This window comes from Ruegeria sp. BHSA163 (assembly GCF_059613365.1).
Genome location: NZ_JBXWSJ010000081.1, coordinates 1 through 14807, shown reverse-complemented (window position 1 = coordinate 14807; position 14807 = coordinate 1). Strand labels below are relative to the sequence as shown.

14 protein-coding genes and 3 pseudogenes are annotated in these 14807 nt (G+C 52.5%); 10 read left to right on the top strand and 7 right to left on the bottom strand.

The window, feature by feature from the left end:
- From AC2FNV_RS21970 to AC2FNV_RS21960, 3 genes and pseudogenes are all read right to left on the bottom strand, one after another.
- Positions 1-303 (bottom strand): annotated as a pseudogene (locus AC2FNV_RS21970) (sugar ABC transporter permease); the annotation flags it as partial.
- A 69-nt stretch (positions 304-372) separates the two neighbouring features.
- On the bottom strand, positions 373-1626 hold the full coding sequence (locus AC2FNV_RS21965) for an ABC transporter substrate-binding protein (RefSeq protein ID WP_170608320.1): 1254 nt from the start codon (positions 1624-1626) through the stop codon (positions 373-375).
- Positions 1623-2546: an N-acetylmuramic acid 6-phosphate etherase gene (locus AC2FNV_RS21960; RefSeq protein WP_496774507.1), complete on the bottom strand. Its 924-nt coding sequence runs from the start codon at positions 2544-2546 to the stop codon at positions 1623-1625. Before AC2FNV_RS21960 ends, AC2FNV_RS21965 begins: the two co-directional genes overlap by 4 nt.
- 157 nt (positions 2547-2703) lie before the next feature.
- Here AC2FNV_RS21960 and AC2FNV_RS21955 point away from each other — a divergent pair, with 157 nt between their 5' ends.
- Genes AC2FNV_RS21955 through nagA form a run of 4 tightly spaced genes read left to right on the top strand, consistent with a single transcriptional unit; the run spans position 2704 to position 6510 of the window.
- Entirely contained in the window at positions 2704-3591 is an 888-nt protein-coding gene (locus tag AC2FNV_RS21955; protein ID WP_170608316.1) for a glucosamine kinase nucleotide-binding domain-containing protein, read from the top strand.
- Entirely contained in the window at positions 3578-4333 is a 756-nt protein-coding gene (locus AC2FNV_RS21950; protein WP_170475633.1) for a GntR family transcriptional regulator, read from the top strand. The genes AC2FNV_RS21955 and AC2FNV_RS21950 overlap by 14 nt, the downstream gene beginning before the upstream one ends.
- A gap of 12 nt (positions 4334-4345) precedes the next feature.
- Positions 4346-5374 (top strand): SIS domain-containing protein, encoded by a 1029-nt coding sequence (locus tag AC2FNV_RS21945; RefSeq protein WP_170608314.1) that lies wholly within the window; start codon positions 4346-4348, stop codon positions 5372-5374.
- Complete coding sequence (nagA, locus tag AC2FNV_RS21940; RefSeq protein ID WP_170608312.1) at positions 5371-6510, top strand: N-acetylglucosamine-6-phosphate deacetylase; 1140 nt, start codon at positions 5371-5373, stop codon at positions 6508-6510. Before AC2FNV_RS21945 ends, nagA begins: the two co-directional genes overlap by 4 nt.
- 21 nt (positions 6511-6531) lie before the next feature.
- Here the strand turns inward: nagA and AC2FNV_RS21935 are convergent, their stop codons facing one another.
- Complete coding sequence (locus tag AC2FNV_RS21935) at positions 6532-6834, bottom strand: DUF6476 family protein (RefSeq protein ID WP_170608311.1); 303 nt, start codon at positions 6832-6834, stop codon at positions 6532-6534.
- On the opposite strand from AC2FNV_RS21935, the gene AC2FNV_RS21930 reads away from it, so the two are divergent.
- From AC2FNV_RS21930 to AC2FNV_RS21910, 5 genes and pseudogenes are all read left to right on the top strand, one after another.
- Positions 6833-7867, top strand: a complete 1035-nt coding sequence (locus tag AC2FNV_RS21930) for an RluA family pseudouridine synthase (protein ID WP_170608309.1) — start codon at positions 6833-6835, stop codon at positions 7865-7867. The genes AC2FNV_RS21935 and AC2FNV_RS21930 overlap by 2 nt on opposite strands.
- 147 nt (positions 7868-8014) lie before the next feature.
- A complete protein-coding gene (gene rpoH, locus AC2FNV_RS21925) occupies positions 8015-8911 on the top strand; it encodes an RNA polymerase sigma factor RpoH (RefSeq protein WP_170475623.1) in 897 nt (298 codons plus the stop codon).
- Positions 8912-9074: 163 nt separating this feature from the next.
- Positions 9075-10049: a Gfo/Idh/MocA family protein gene (locus AC2FNV_RS21920; protein WP_170608307.1), complete on the top strand. Its 975-nt coding sequence runs from the start codon at positions 9075-9077 to the stop codon at positions 10047-10049.
- 65 nt (positions 10050-10114) lie between these two features.
- Positions 10115-10385 (top strand): annotated as a pseudogene (locus tag AC2FNV_RS21915) (DksA/TraR family C4-type zinc finger protein).
- Between the two features lie 11 nt (positions 10386-10396).
- Complete coding sequence (locus AC2FNV_RS21910; protein ID WP_170608305.1) at positions 10397-11293, top strand: DMT family transporter; 897 nt, start codon at positions 10397-10399, stop codon at positions 11291-11293.
- Positions 11294-11328: 35 nt separating this feature from the next.
- Here AC2FNV_RS21910 and AC2FNV_RS21905 read toward each other — a convergent pair whose 3' ends face one another.
- The 3 genes from AC2FNV_RS21905 to AC2FNV_RS21895 all read right to left on the bottom strand — a co-directional run bounded on the left by AC2FNV_RS21905 (position 11329) and on the right by AC2FNV_RS21895 (position 14496).
- Positions 11329-13149: a M3 family oligoendopeptidase gene (locus tag AC2FNV_RS21905; RefSeq protein WP_170608303.1), complete on the bottom strand. Its 1821-nt coding sequence runs from the start codon at positions 13147-13149 to the stop codon at positions 11329-11331.
- Between the two features lie 82 nt (positions 13150-13231).
- Positions 13232-14206, bottom strand: coding sequence for an alpha/beta hydrolase (locus AC2FNV_RS21900; RefSeq protein ID WP_170608301.1), 975 nt, complete (start codon positions 14204-14206; stop codon positions 13232-13234).
- Positions 14206-14496: an SCP2 sterol-binding domain-containing protein gene (locus tag AC2FNV_RS21895; RefSeq protein ID WP_170475611.1), complete on the bottom strand. Its 291-nt coding sequence runs from the start codon at positions 14494-14496 to the stop codon at positions 14206-14208. The genes AC2FNV_RS21900 and AC2FNV_RS21895 overlap by 1 nt, the downstream gene beginning before the upstream one ends.
- A gap of 30 nt (positions 14497-14526) precedes the next feature.
- On the opposite strand from AC2FNV_RS21895, the pseudogene AC2FNV_RS21890 reads away from it, so the two are divergent.
- Positions 14527-14807, top strand: a pseudogene (locus AC2FNV_RS21890) (tetratricopeptide repeat protein); the annotation flags it as partial.

Here is a 14807-nt window from a genome sequence, read left to right as displayed (position 1 = left end):
GCGCAATCTGGGGTGAGACAACAGCGCTGCAAGTGCGACCCCAATTGGGTTCTGAACGAGCATATGGATCAAGAAGAACCAGAAATTGTTGCCTAGTGCGTTCCAGAATTGTTCGGACCAGAGCGGATCGAAAAACAGAGTTCGGAAGTTCTGAAAGCCGACGTAAACACGGCTTTGATCTACCTCTGTAAACAGCGCAAGGCGTAACGTGTTGAACAAAGGAAAGATCATCACCGCGGTGTAAACCAGCACGGCAGGTGCAAGGAAAACGGCGATATGCCATCTAGTGCGGCGCGTCTGCATGAGGAACTCCGGGAGAGGGGTCCGGACGCGAAACCAAGTGCCGCGTCCGGTAGGTTCAGTTGTCAGGCTTTACTGATGCGGTGCATACCAGCTAGCCAGTCCATCCTGCAGGCGTTGACCAGCGTCGGTAGGCGTCTCTGCGCCTCTTATGACGTTGGCGGATGCGTTCCATGTCTCAAGCTCGAGATTTGGCTCGCCGCGTGATAGAATTTGATAAGTGGATCGAATGGTTGTTTCGCAATCGCCGCGCCAACTTACGAATTCCTTTGCAAGCGGATCTTCCAGCTCCACCGGTTCATTGGACAGAGGGAAGAAACCTGGCAAAGCGTTACCAAAAATTTTCGCGAATTCAGGAGAAGCGACCCAAGCCAAAAACGTCCTGGCGGCTTCGGCGTTTTCTGTGGCTGCGTTCATGCCTATGCCGATATCCGTATGGTCTGAAATATAGCATGTGTCGCCAGCGTTCTGGACCGGGGGCTTGAAAGCGCCCATTTCGAAATCAGCCTGCGTGTTGAAGCCGGATATTTCCCAACTGCCCGCCGGGTAGATGGCAGCACGGCCGAGAGTGAACAGGTTCTGGCTGTCAGGATAAGTTTGTGCCTCGAAACCATCGCCGAGATAGTCCTTCCATTTTGCCAGCGTCGCATATGGCTCAACCCATTGTGGATCAGTCAGCTTCTGAGTTCCTTCGATCAACGCCAAACGTCCTTCCTCACCATTCCAATAGTTTGGGCCGATATTGTTGTATCCCATGGTTGCCGCCTCCCATTGGTCATTTGTGCCCATGGCCATCGGGATATAAGTGCCGTCCTCCTTAATTTTCTCTAGCGCTGCAAAGAACTCGGCTTCGGTTGTTGGCTCTTCAATTCCCAACTCGTTGAAGGCATCCTTGTTGTAAATGAAACCATGAATCACCGATGCCATAGGAACGCAAAATGTGGCAGATCCGTCATCGGTTTGCCAAGCTGCCTTTGCCACGTCTGAAAAATTCGACATCGCTGACAGGTCTGACAGATCGGACAAATGCCCTCCTTCATACAAGCCGAGCGATCGGTCAAATGGGCGGCAAGTAATGATGTCTCCGGCAGAGCCGGCCTCTAGCTTGGCATTCAGAGCGGCATCGTATTCTGTGGGTGCAAACGGCGAAAACACCAACTTTATTCCGGGATTTTCAGCCTCGAATGCCGGAATGATCTTTTCTTGCCACAAGGCAAGGTCATCGTTTCGCCAGCTTTCAATCGTTAGCGTAGCTTCCTGAGCATAGGCGGCACTTGCAACAAGTGCAGTGCTCATCATGGCAAGGCTTAGAATTTTGCGTTTCATTTGTTTACTCCCAGGTTGGTTGTTTCGTTGGCTTTGGTCAGTTGCTCAAATGCGGGGCGCAGGTGGCCGCCGGATTCGTCTAACAACTTTTGCGTGATTTTTACTGAGTCGGCACCGGCGGCCAAAAGGATAGCGTTTTTGAGATTGCCGTCAGCCGCCATAAGTGCGGAATTGGCGCTGTCTGGCGTCACGCCAGTCAGTTGGCACACAATCCCGTTTGCTCGATCGCGTAGCTTGTCATTGTCTGCGCGCAGGTTGATCATCATGCCGTCTTGAATATGACCAAGTTCCACGGCCATCAGGGTGGACAGCATGTTCAAGGCAATCTTCTGCGCGGTTCCCGCGCCCATGCGCGTCGAACCCGAGATCAACTCGGGTGGGGTGGAAAGTAAAATGGCGTGATCCGCCATTCGCAGCAATGGCGTGTCCGGATTGTTAGCAATGCCAATTATTGTCGCGCCAGCTGTACGAGCAATTTTTGCCGCCTCAATAGTATAAGGCGTGGTGCCGCTGGCCGAAACCATGATCACAGTGTCGGCATTTGAAAGGTTCTTCAGTTCTTGGCTAAGCGAGTCGGCGGCATCCTCGACGTCGCCAGGCATTTCCGGGCTTGTCGGCAGACCGCCGGCCATATGGATCCGAATTTGTTTTGACGGGATGGAAAATGTCCCACCAAGTTCCAGCGCGTCTGACGCCGCCATTTGCCCGGACGAGCCGGCGGCCAGGTACCGTAGAATTCCACCTGAGCGGATAGTTTTTGCCATTGCTCTCGCGCCATTGCAAATTGGCCCCAAGGATTCCAGGGGCGATCGCGCGGCTTCTGCTTGGCTATTGGCGAGGAGTTCAGCGACCTCGATCAGTGGTCGAGTGTCCAAACCTTTTGCGTGCTGGTGCAGTTGCTCTGTCACTGGCTTGGTCACGTGATTCCCCCTTTGGCTTCGTACATCATACCTTTTAGATACCATTAGTCTACCATTTTGTTTATTTCGGAGAAGTTTGCGTTATTTTGCCAAAAATACCGAATTTGGTTGCAATTAGGACTTCTATTATTGAGAAAGGTATTATATAGGTCTTATTATGACACAGCCTATCAACACTCTTATTTTAGCTGTCGATGGAGGGGGGACGCGTTGCCGCCTTGCTGCGATTGAAGGTGAAGTCATCAGCAGGGTTGAGGTGGGCGCGGCCAACGTATCGACCAATTTTGAGGCGGCTTGCGCCGAGTTGTTGGGTGGTTTGCAAGTGTTGGCCGCGGAATCCGGCCATGAGGTGAGCACCCTAACTAGGGCGCCAACTTACATGGGTTTGGCTGGGATAACTGGAGAGGCGATTGCAAGGAAGCTTGCACAGGCGCTTCCATTTGATCGAATTAAGATAGAAGATGATCGCGCTGCGGCATTGCGCGGTGCGTTGGGTGAGGGCGAGGGGTTCGTTGCGCATTGCGGCACAGGCTCGTTTCTTGCGTCGCAGCTGTCTGGTGGTCGGCGGTTCTCTGGCGGTTGGGGGCCGGTTCTCGGCGATCAGGCGTCTGCGCAATGGGTCGGGCGCCGCGCTTTGTCCGAGACGTTGGAATGCGTAGATGGGCTAAATGGATCATCAGGTATGGCGACCCAGCTTTTGTCCCGTTTTGGCGGGCCTGCGGAGATTGTGCAGGTTGCGGCAAAAATGACGCCGTATGAACTTGGATCGCTTGCCCCTGTGGTTACAGAATTCTCGGATCAGGGGGATGAGCTGGCCAAAAAAATTCTGCAGGATGGGGCCGATCATTTAGCAGGGCGTTTGACCAAAATGGGTTGGGTTGCCGGGATGCCGATCTGCCTTACCGGCGGAATTGGGCCACGGTTTGGACCTTATCTGCCCACCATAATGCAATCTGAACTAGTCGAACCTGCAGGCGATCCACTTTCGGGTGCGATTGCTTTGGCTCGCGAGTTTCTGGAGGAGATCGAAAGTGAACATCGCTGATTTCCTGCGCCCGGAGGGGTGGCTGGGCCAAAATTCCGGCCCGCGTTATGTGCAATTGCGTCAAAGGCTTGAGAAAGGAATTGAAGAAGGGATTTTACCGCCCAACAGCTCGTTGCCGCCTGAAAGAGAAATTGCAGAACTGACGGATCTTTCCAGAGTCACCGTCCGCAAGGCCATTCAAGAATTGGTGCGAAAAGGCGCAATTGAACAACGTCAGGGATCGGGTTCATTTGTGCGTGAACCCGTGGCGAGAGTTGAGCAATCGTTATCGCATTTGACTTCGTTTACCGAAGATATGGAACGACGGGGCCTAAAGACGACGTCAACTTGGCTCGAGAGAGGAATTTTTCTGCCGTCCCCGGAAGAGATGATGGCGTTGGGTCTATCTGCGAATGAGCAGGTCGCCCGAATTCATCGCCTGCGCGAAGCGGGTGGCCGCCCGATGGCGTTGGAACGTGCGGCATTGCCGTTGGACATTTTACCCAACCCAACTGAGGTTACCGGCTCGCTTTATGCAGTTCTGGAAAAAACAGGGTTTCGGCCAGTCAGGGCAATTCAAAAGATCTCTGCAATCAACCTAGAAGCTCCGGAGGCTGAACTTTTGGATGTCGCCGAAGGAACAGCCGGGCTTCGTATCCAAAGAACTTCGTATCTGGAAAGCGGGCGTGTGGCCGAACTCACACGTTCAATCTACCACGGTGATGCCTACGACTTCGTGGCAGAGCTGCGACTGTCAAACTGAAAGCCTGGGGCCATGTACAAAGAAACGACGCAAATGAGGCGGGAAATCAATGAGATACCCGTCGCCGTTGAAAGACTATTAACCGAAGGTGCGGAACTTGTCTCTCGAACCGCAAGTGAAATCCAAGACCGAAATCCACGCTTTCTGATCTCGGTGGCGCGCGGATCTTCGGATCATGCCTGCAGCTACCTCAAATACGCTGCCGAGTTGTTGCTTGGGTTGCCTATGGCGTCAGTCGGACCCTCGGTCAAATCGATCTATGGTGTTGATATGCGCTGCGAGGATGCGGTTTGTATCGCGGTGTCACAATCCGGACAAAGCCCGGATATCGTTAAGCTGACGCGATCTATGACAGAAGGCGGTGCTTATTCGGTGGCAATCACCAACGAGACTGGATCGGCACTGTCACAAGTCTCGAAGGCAACGTTACCGATCTTTGCAGGACCCGAATTAAGCGTGGCGGCCACCAAAACTTTCGTTACTTCGCTGGTTGCCGGATTGTGGTTGCTGGCGCAGGTCAAACGGGACGAAGATTTGTTGCGGGCCATACGTGGGCTGCCGGAAGACCTGTCTGCTGCTATTGCTTGTGACTGGAGCGTTGCGGCAACCGCCGTGAGCGACCGATCTCTGTTTACGCTTGGGCGCGGTACGTCGTTGGCGATTTCAAACGAAGCTGCACTGAAATTTAAGGAAACCTGCCAAATTCACGCAGAAAGCTATTCGTCCGCGGAGGTTCTGCACGGACCGGTATCTATCGTTGATCAGGGTTTTCCGGTTTTAGCACTAGCCTCGGGCGATGCGGCGGAGGCCAATCTGGCAGAGGTCGCAGATACGTTGGCTGAAAAGGGCGCGCAGGTTTTTGCCACAACCAGCCAGGTAAAGCGGGCTTCAGTTTTGCCGCATGTGCGAACGTCGCACTGGATCACAGACCCGATACCAACAATCGCTTCTTTCTACGGAATGGTCGAAAAGGTTGCTACTGAACGTGGAATAAACCCTGATGCACCACGCCACCTGCGAAAAGTGACAGAAACGGTATGAGACCGGACTCGATAACTTTTGCCGGAGGTCAGATTTTTGACGGCGAAACCCTGTTATTCGGGTACGCTGTTCGATTCCGAAACGGGATCTGGGATGAGATGTTTCCGGAAACCGAACTGTCCGCGGAGGACCGCGTAGAAGATCTGGCGGGTGATATCCTAAGTCCAGGATACGTTGACCTACAGGTCAATGGCGGTGGTGGGGTAATGTTCAATGATGATCCTTCGGTCGAGTCTTTGGCTATCATAGCCTCAGCGCACCGGGATTTGGGTGCGACGTCAATATTGCCAACCTTAATAACCGATACGCCAGAAAAGACGCGGGCCGCAGTTGATGCGGCGATCCAAGCCTGTAAAGAGGGCGTGCCTGGAGTTGTGGGGCTTCATCTAGAGGGACCGCATCTGTCCCAACGCCGAAAAGGGGCCCACGATGCCGCCCTGATCCGGCCAATGTTGCCCGCGGACCTTGATTTGATCCTTGATGCTGCTGAGCAATTGCCTACGCTGATGGTGACTTTGGCGCCAGAAAGCACGACACCGGATCAGGTCAGAGTTTTGTCGCAGGCCGGAGTTGTGGTCTCATTGGGGCATACCGATGCACCATTTGATACTTGCATTAGTTTTGCGGGCGCTGGCGCGAGATGTGCAACGCATCTTTTCAACGCCATGAGCCAACTGGGCAGTCGCGAGCCGGGTTTGGTCGGCGCGGTCCTGTCAAACGGTGGTATCTTTGCGGGTTTGATTGCGGATGGCGTCCACGTTCACCCCGAAACAATGCGCGCCGCATGGTTGGCCAAGCGCGGGCCGGGGCAGATATTCCTTGTTAGTGACGCAATGGCGGTCGCTGGAACGAAACTTACTGAATTCCAGCTGGAAGGTCGGCTTATTCAGCGAGAAAGCGGCAGGCTAACGCTGTCAGATGGTACTTTGGCCGGAGCAGACCTTGATCTGACAACTGCGTTAAGGGTTCTGACCGAGCAGGTAGGTTTGCCGCTGGTACAGGCGCTTTCTGCGGCTACCACTGTTCCTGCACGGTTTCTTGCGGACAGTGATCGATTCCAAACCAAGTCACTGACACGTGCAATTAGAATTTCCTCTGATTTATCCGGTGCTCGGCCAATTTTGGCTGACCAGTGACCGGTCTTCCAGCGCATATAGCTATTGCATTGGAATTTCCTGACGCAAATTCCCCGTCGTTTTGTCAAAAATTAGGATACGGTTGTCATTCGTTACAATGACATACCAGTTACTGCCGATTGTAAGTGCCTCAGCCCGGGCGCCATCAGGTAATTCTATTTGGTCGGGCAGGGTGGGGGTTCTGTCCGACAAGCGGATGACAATCAACGCGAATGTCAATAAAACGCCGCCAATCATAACCGCAGTCAACAACATGACCATGCGTCGCAGCGTTCGCAGCTGAGGTGTTTCCTGGGGTTCAAGAGGGTCGGAAGGGACAGACATGGGCACCCGCCTGATAGAGTTTCATATCGCGGCCACGCCGCCGCCCCGCCTTGATAAGGCGCTTTCCCGGGATGTACCAGATGGTGAAAACCTCTCGCGCACCCGGTTAGCAAGGTTGATCCAAGAGGGTGCTGTATCGGTTAACGGAAAGGTGATCGACGACCCCAAATCTAAAGTGGCTGAAGGTTCAATTGTCTCGGTCGCAGTTTCTGAGGCTGAGGAGAGCCATATAGAGCCCGAGGACATACCATTAGAAGTCGTGTTTGAGGATAACGATCTGATCGTAGTCAACAAACCGGCTGGGATGGTTGTGCACCCGGCCCCCGGATCTTCGAATGGGACTCTCGTTAACGCGCTGCTGCACCATTGCGGAGAAGATTTGTCAGGTGTTGGTGGAGTCAAAAGGCCAGGTATCGTTCACAGAATAGACAAAGATACCAGCGGCTTGCTGGTTGTTGCTAAATCAGATGCCGCTCATCATGGATTGGCGGCACAGTTTCACGCACACACTGTCGAACGCTATTATCGCGCAGTCTGCTATGGCGTGCCAGACGCCAACGACCCACGTCTGAGAGGCGTAAAAGGTGTGAGTTTTGAACCCGGCAACATAATGCGGTTAACTACTCAATTGGCTCGGCACAAAACCGACCGGCAAAAACAGGCTGTCTTGTTTCATGGTGGCAAACACGCAGTGACACGTGCCAGAGTGGTCGAGACGTTTGGGTCACCTAGTGTATTGTCTTTTGTTGAATGCTGGCTTGAAACAGGGCGAACGCACCAAATTCGGGTGCATATGGCTCACGCAGGCCACAGCCTGATTGGTGATCCGGTTTACGGGGGCAAGCGGAAACTGGCGACTCGGGCCTTTGATGAAGCAACAACTCAGGCAATCAGCGACTTTCCGCGCCAAGCCCTTCATGCTGCCGTATTGGGATTTGAACATCCGGTTAACGGAGGAATTTTACGTTTTGAGGCAGATTTACCTGAGGATATGCAGTCATTGTTGGACGCGCTGCGTCAGCAATCGTCATAATTCGCAAAGACGCGTGATATAGGCGATCTCAGCTTTTCTTTATCAAAGGTTAATCGCATACTGTTACCAGTTCCTCTTGAATGTCATGGGTCTGGTGCCCATATCCCATGTTAAGGGCTTAAACATTTGTCCAAGGGGCAGAAATAAATGGCAAATTACTCAAACCTTCCCGCGCCGACCCCCGAAGGTGGTCTGAACCGCTATATGCAGGAAATCCGCAAATTTCCCTTGTTGGAGCCAGAGGAAGAATACATGCTGGCCAAGCGATGGGTTGAAGAACAAGACACGGAAGCGGCGCACAAAATGGTTACGTCGCACCTGCGTTTGGCGGCTAAAATAGCCATGGGTTATCGCGGCTATGGCCTTCCGCAGGCTGAGGTGATTTCCGAGGCCAACGTTGGCTTGATGCAGGCGGTTAAACGCTTTGACCCAGAGAAAGGTTTCCGCCTGGCGACCTATGCCATGTGGTGGATTCGGGCCTCGATCCAAGAGTACATCCTTAGATCCTGGTCTCTGGTTAAGCTAGGGACAACTTCGGCACAGAAAAAGCTGTTCTTTAACCTTCGCAAAGCCAAAGCGCGTATCGGCGCGTTGGAAGAGGGTGATCTACGTCCCGAGAACGTCACCCAAATTGCGAACGATTTAGGAGTTACCGAAGAAGAAGTCATAAGCATGAATCGCCGCATGTCTGGTGGTGATGCCTCGCTGAACGCGACAGTTGGGTCCGAGGGCGAGGGCAGCATGCAATGGCAAGACTGGCTGGAGGACGAAGATGCCGATCAGGCGGGCGATTACGAAGCGCGGGACGAGCTTGAAGCCCGCCGTGAATTGCTGACTGCGGCACTGGATGTTCTGAATGACCGGGAAAAGGACATTCTGACTCAGCGTCGCCTGATGGATCAGCCGGTTACACTTGAAGAGTTGAGCACTCAGTACAATGTCAGCCGCGAGCGCATCCGTCAGATCGAGGTCAGGGCTTTTGAAAAGCTTCAGAAAAAGATGCGTGAGCTGGCTCGTGAAAAGGGAATGCTCAGCAAAGTCTGAGGTTTCGCTTGAAATCCATTGAAAGCCGGTCCGATATTAATCGGGCCGGTTTTTTCGAGTTTACGGCAGGAAAATTTAGTTAACGGTTACTCAGTGATTGCCATACGAATAAAGAAACGCTAGCGCTAACATTTAGCGACATAGCCGCAGAAGGAGGGTATTCATGGAACAGCCTGTTAAATGGGGGGTGCTCGGAGCCTCAAAATTCGCTCGTCAGTTTATGGCACCCGCAATTCATGCTGCCGATGGTGCTCAGCTTATGGGGCTGGCCACATCGGACCCGGCCAAAGCAAAGCCGTTTCAGAATTTTTGCTCGAATTTGACGGTTTATGATAGCTATGAAGCGTTACTTGCGGACCCCGAAATAGAAGCGGTTTATATCCCATTACCAAATCACTTGCATGTCGAATGGAGCCTTAAGGCCATGGAGGCAGGCAAGCATGTCTTGTGTGAAAAGCCAATGACAATGCGGACGCAGGAATTCGACCAACTAATTGCCAAGCGAGATCAAACCGGATTGCTGGCGGCCGAGGCATACATGATCGTCCATCATCCGCAATGGCAACTGGTGCGAAAACTGGTTTCCGAAGGAGAGATTGGAAAACTTGGCCATATCTCAGGGGTTTTCACATACGATAATCGCGCTGACACAGGCAACATCAGAAATCGCCCGGAAACCGGTGGCGGTGGATTGCGTGACATAGGTGTTTATGTCATCGGCAGCGCCCGTTATGTAACCGGTCAAGAACCTGACGAAATTCGATCTTCCATACGCTGGGAGAATGGCGTCGATACATTTACCGAGATTAATGCCCGTTTCCCGGGCTTTACGTACTCCACATATGTTTCAACGCGCATGCATCCAAATCAGGCCATGGAGTTTCATGGTGACAAAGGTGTTATTCGCCTGACTGCCCCCTTCAATGCACGTGTTTTTGGCGAAGCGCGAGTGGAATTGCACCGCCACGGACTCGAATTGCAGGTATTCCGCTTTCCCGGCGACGACCACTACAAACTGCAGGTCGAAGCGTTTGGTCGCTCGGTAAGGGATGGGGTAGGCTACCCATGTTCTCTGGAGTTTGCTCGCGGCACGCAGGTTGTGATTGACCAGGTTTTTGAGGTCGCTAGGCAACTCTGAGCAACCTCTTGCCATCTCCGCGGTGGGCAGCCTAAGTTGTTACTTATCCTTTCTGGAGGCGAACAATGGCTGGTGGCTGGGCGCGCGACGGCGCGGTAAGCGAACAAATTGAAGCTTCGATTTCGGATGAGTTAGCTAGAATGCAAGCGCAGAAGCGACCCGTTGGGGAAAGCCTGTCGCACTGTGCGGACTGCGATGAGCCGATCCCAGAAAAAACGACGTCTTGCGTTGCCGGGCGTTAAACTTTGCCTCGAATGTCAAAAGGAACGTGACGGGGTATTCAAATCACGGGGCGGAATCAACCGTCGAGGATCAAAGGACAGCCAACTAAGGTAGGGGGCTGGGTATTGAAAGAGACTTCTGATCACTCCCTCTTGTGGCGGCAAAGCGGATTGTTTCTGGGTTTTGCGGCGGCTTTTCTTTGGGGCACCCACAGCGTTATTGTTCGCTATTTGACGGCAGATTTGAATGGAATGCAGATTGCCGTTTTGCGGTTGTTCATCGCGGCTTTTGCCATTCTGCTCATTTTACGGATCATGCGATCGCCAATAAATATAGGGTTTTCTGATCGAAATTTCCTATTGGCTGTCGTTGCAACCGTCGTAAATTACATTTTATTTCACGTTGGGCTCGAACATACCGGCGCGGCGAATGCGATGGTTTTAGAGAACACCGCTCCGTTCTTTGTGTTAGTTTTCTTATTCTTTTTTGCCAAAACAACAGTTGGACGAATTGAAATCTTAGCCACGGTCTTGGCCATTTTTGGCGTGTCTTTGACCGTTTATCAGGACTTTCGGGGTGGTGGCGAACCTTTGGTCGGTGACCTCATGGAGATCGGAGCGGGAATAAGTTGGGCAGTTTTCTTGATTTCCAGCAGTCGCGCAATGCAGTCCTCTCAGTCCACCGAGGAAAGGTTAAATTTTCTGTTTGGCATCTTTTTGTGTTCTGCCGTCCTTTTGACTCCGCTTTCTTTTGTAACGATGCAGGTTCCCACGGCCAAGGATCTGGTATTTCTGGTTTTGCTCGGTGTTTTTCCAACCGCGCTTGCTTACTATTTGTGGTACGAAGCTGCTGCACGCCTATCGACGCTGACAGCAAGTTTGCTGTTTGCAGCTTCGGTCATTTTTACATTCATTAATTCTGCAGTATTTCTTGGCGCTTCAATTACTGTCCCCGCCGTCGTAGGCGCTGGATTGATTGTCTTTGCGATCTTCCTGACAACAAAAGATAAATCGGACGAGTGACTGAGGCAGCGTTTATCGCGCCGCCCCAATCCAATCTACGATTCCATTGCTTCAAGTTCGTCGATAAAGCCCGAAATCATAGAAAGGCCTTTCTCCCAGAACCGAGGGTCAGTGGCATCCAGACCAAATGGTTCGAGCAGTTCTTTGTGATGTTTCGATCCACCAGCGCGCAACATTTCGAAGTACTTGTCCTCGAACCCGTCTGCGCCGCTTTCGTAGACCGAATACAAAGCATTCACCAACCCATCGCCGAACGCGTAGGCATAGACATAGAAAGGAGAATGTACGAAGTGCGGGATATATGCCCAAAACGTCTCGTATCCATCCATAAATTCGAATGCAGGACCAAGGCTTTCGGCCTGAACGCTCATCCAAAGGGCGTTGATATCGTCAGGGGTCAACTCGCCCTCTCGTCGGGCGGCGTGTAGTTTGCATTCAAAGTCGTAAAAGGCGATCTGGCGGACAACGGTGTTAATCATGTCCTCAACCTTTCCCGCCAAAAGTATTTTACGTTGATCTGCCGTTTCAGCTTGATCCAACATTTTGCGGAAGGTCAGCATCTCACCAAAAACAGAAGCCGTTTCGGCCAGCGTCAATGGGGTGGACGATAGCATCTCACCTTGGTCGGAGGCGAGAACCTGATGCACTCCGTGGCCGAGTTCGTGCGCCAGAGTCATCACATCGCGAGGTTTGCCCAGATAGTTGAGCATAACGTAAGGATGAACGTCGGTGACTGTTGGGTGAGCGAATGCCCCCGGAGCCTTACCTGGTTTCACAGCGGCGTCGATCCAACCTTTCGAAAAAAATGGTGTAGCTATCTCAGCCATGCGGGGGTCGAACGATGAATAGGCATCCATAACGGTTTTTTCAGCTTCTTCCCAACCAATGGTGCGAGTATCTTCCATCGGAAGGGGCGCGTTACGGTCCCATACCTGCATCACGTCCAGCCCGAGCCATTTTCGCTTCAGTTCATAATACCGATGGCTGAGCTTGGGGTACGAGGCGACGACTGCTTCACGTAGAGCTTCGACAACTTCGGGTTCAACATCGTTCGAAAGGTGACGACCGGTCTGCGCAGTCGGCATTTTGCGCCAACGGTCAACGATCTCTTTTTCTTTGGCCTGCGTGTTATGAACGCGTGCAAAGGTCTTGATATTACTTTGAAAGACTTGGGCGAGTTCGCGCGCAGCCGCTTCTCTTTTTGTTCTGTCCTGTTCGGTTAACAGATTGAGTGTGCCTTCGATATTTAACTCTTGTCCATCGACAGTAAACAAAAGCCCAGCGATAGTTTCGTCAAACAGCCGTTCCCAAGCGTCGCCGACGACTCCCAGATCGTGCAGAAACTTCTCTAACTCATCCGACAATTGGTAAGGTTTCATTGCGCGGATGCGGCGGAACACAGGCTCATAACGTGCAAGTTGAGCATTGGTCGCGAACATCTTCTTTAGAACTTCATCGTCTATACGGTTGATTTCCAAAGTAAAAAACACGAGTGAAGTCGTAAAAATAGTAACCTTTTCCTGCATGTCCGAAAGGAATTTAGCGCGATCGGCATCCGTCGTTAGCTGGTAGTAACGCAAACCAGCAAACGACATTATTCGACCGGAAATTGCGCTGATCCTTTCATTGCGTTGCACACAAGTCAGCAGGCCCTCGGCATCCAGATTAGCCAGTTTACCATCATAATCTCGGGCGAACGCGGTGCACTCGGCTTCGAGCCATGTTAAATCACGCGACAGCTCCGGTGCTTCCTCCGAGCTATACAGATCAGTCAGATCCCATTCCGGCAGATTGCCCAGATTGTCAGCGCCGCCGACGGCATTTGCGTCACGTACGGGAAAGGGAAGGTCGCGCATAGAACACCTCGAAATAATGTGATTTGCCAACATCTAAGCGTAGGTTGCTTAGATCACAAGCGGCCTGATATTTCCGTGATCATCAGGATAGCGCAGGCTCTGGTTTCAGCCCCTGGCAAGATGCCACAAAATGCGCCGCAATTTGGTCCAGAATGGGGCCTCGGACATCAGGCGCTTCCATCAATACCTCATGCTCACCATCAGGTATTTCGACCAATGTCCCGTTGGGCCAGTTTGCCATGCGCGCTCGGATTGCTTTGCGGTCTACGATCTGCTCGTGACTGCCAAGAAATGTCAGGCACGGGGTGTCCGGAGCTGACTGTTCCATCAGCCAGACGCATTCGTCCAGGGCTTCACGCAACCAGATGGTCGACGGAGCACCCAAGGCCAGCTCGGGATGCGCCTTTAGTTGGTCCTGCATCATCTCATACATCACCGGATCGCGGGTCAGCACATTGCCTTCGAAAGGTTGCGAAATGACGTAGCTTTCAAGCGATGTCGTCGGTGGCGTCTTTTCACCAAGGCCGACCCTAGGTCCCCAATAGGCCGTCAATCGGCTAAGGGGTTTCATGAGCGGAGTAAAAAAGATACCCCACATCGGCCCGGTAAATGCGCAGGCGGAAAAGTTGTTGTTATCCAGAATGGTCCGCAGCGCAATTGCGCCACCCATAGAATGCCCGACTACGAACCATGGTTTTGGCAGTTTGAGTTCAAAAGCAAGCTCCAGCATTGACTGAACATCTTGCTGATAATCACGAAAGTTATCCACATGTCCGACACGAGGGTCGTCCAACAATCGATCAGAAAGACCCTGACCGCGCCAATCTATTGCCGCGAAAGCAAATCCTCGACCAATGAAATCACCAGCCGTACTGCTGTACTTTTCAATATATTCTGTTCGGCCGGGAAACATCATCACCGTACCGTTTGGAGAATTTTTGGGAAGCCAGTGGCCGACGCGCAGCCTTATCCCGTCTGGAGTTTGCAGCCAATGCGCTTTACCACCGGCAGGCTCGCCGGCCACGTCTTCAAAAAAAGGGGCCGGCGACAAGCTCATCAAGCTAACACCGACGCAAGTTTCATAGCAATTCCCATGTCTCCGTCCACGCTCAGCTTGCCTGACATAAATGCTCCAGTGGGATTCATCTCTCCACTGAGGATTTGCTCGAAGGTATCTGCATCTGCACTAAGGGTCACATCAGCGTCTTCATCGCTGACCCGTGCGCCGTCTGCATCCAAAATAATAGCGCCCAAGTCGGCGATAGCAAATTTAGCGGAAGCGTCAAATTCACCGCCTGACAGCTTCTCATTCAATGCTGCTGCGGCTTTTTCCAAAGTGTCGCTCATGGTGTTCCTCATTTTGTTTGTGCGCCGTGAATGGACATCCCCGACGGCAACGCTACACTGACCATTGTTATGGGCATTGCAATCACCAATCTCAAAGGTATCGTTGCGGCAATTGCTGCGATAGTCACGTATTCCACCATGTCTTTGGCCCAGCAAGCTGATCTGCGCGATGAATCGTCCTTGCTTGCGCAGTTAGCGCAGGCCACTCCGGAGCAGGCGGTCGGGCTGGATCGACAATTACAGGCTCTTTGGTCTCAATCCGGGTCGGCCTCGGCCGATCTGTTGCTGGAGCGCGGCCGCGAGGCACTGGA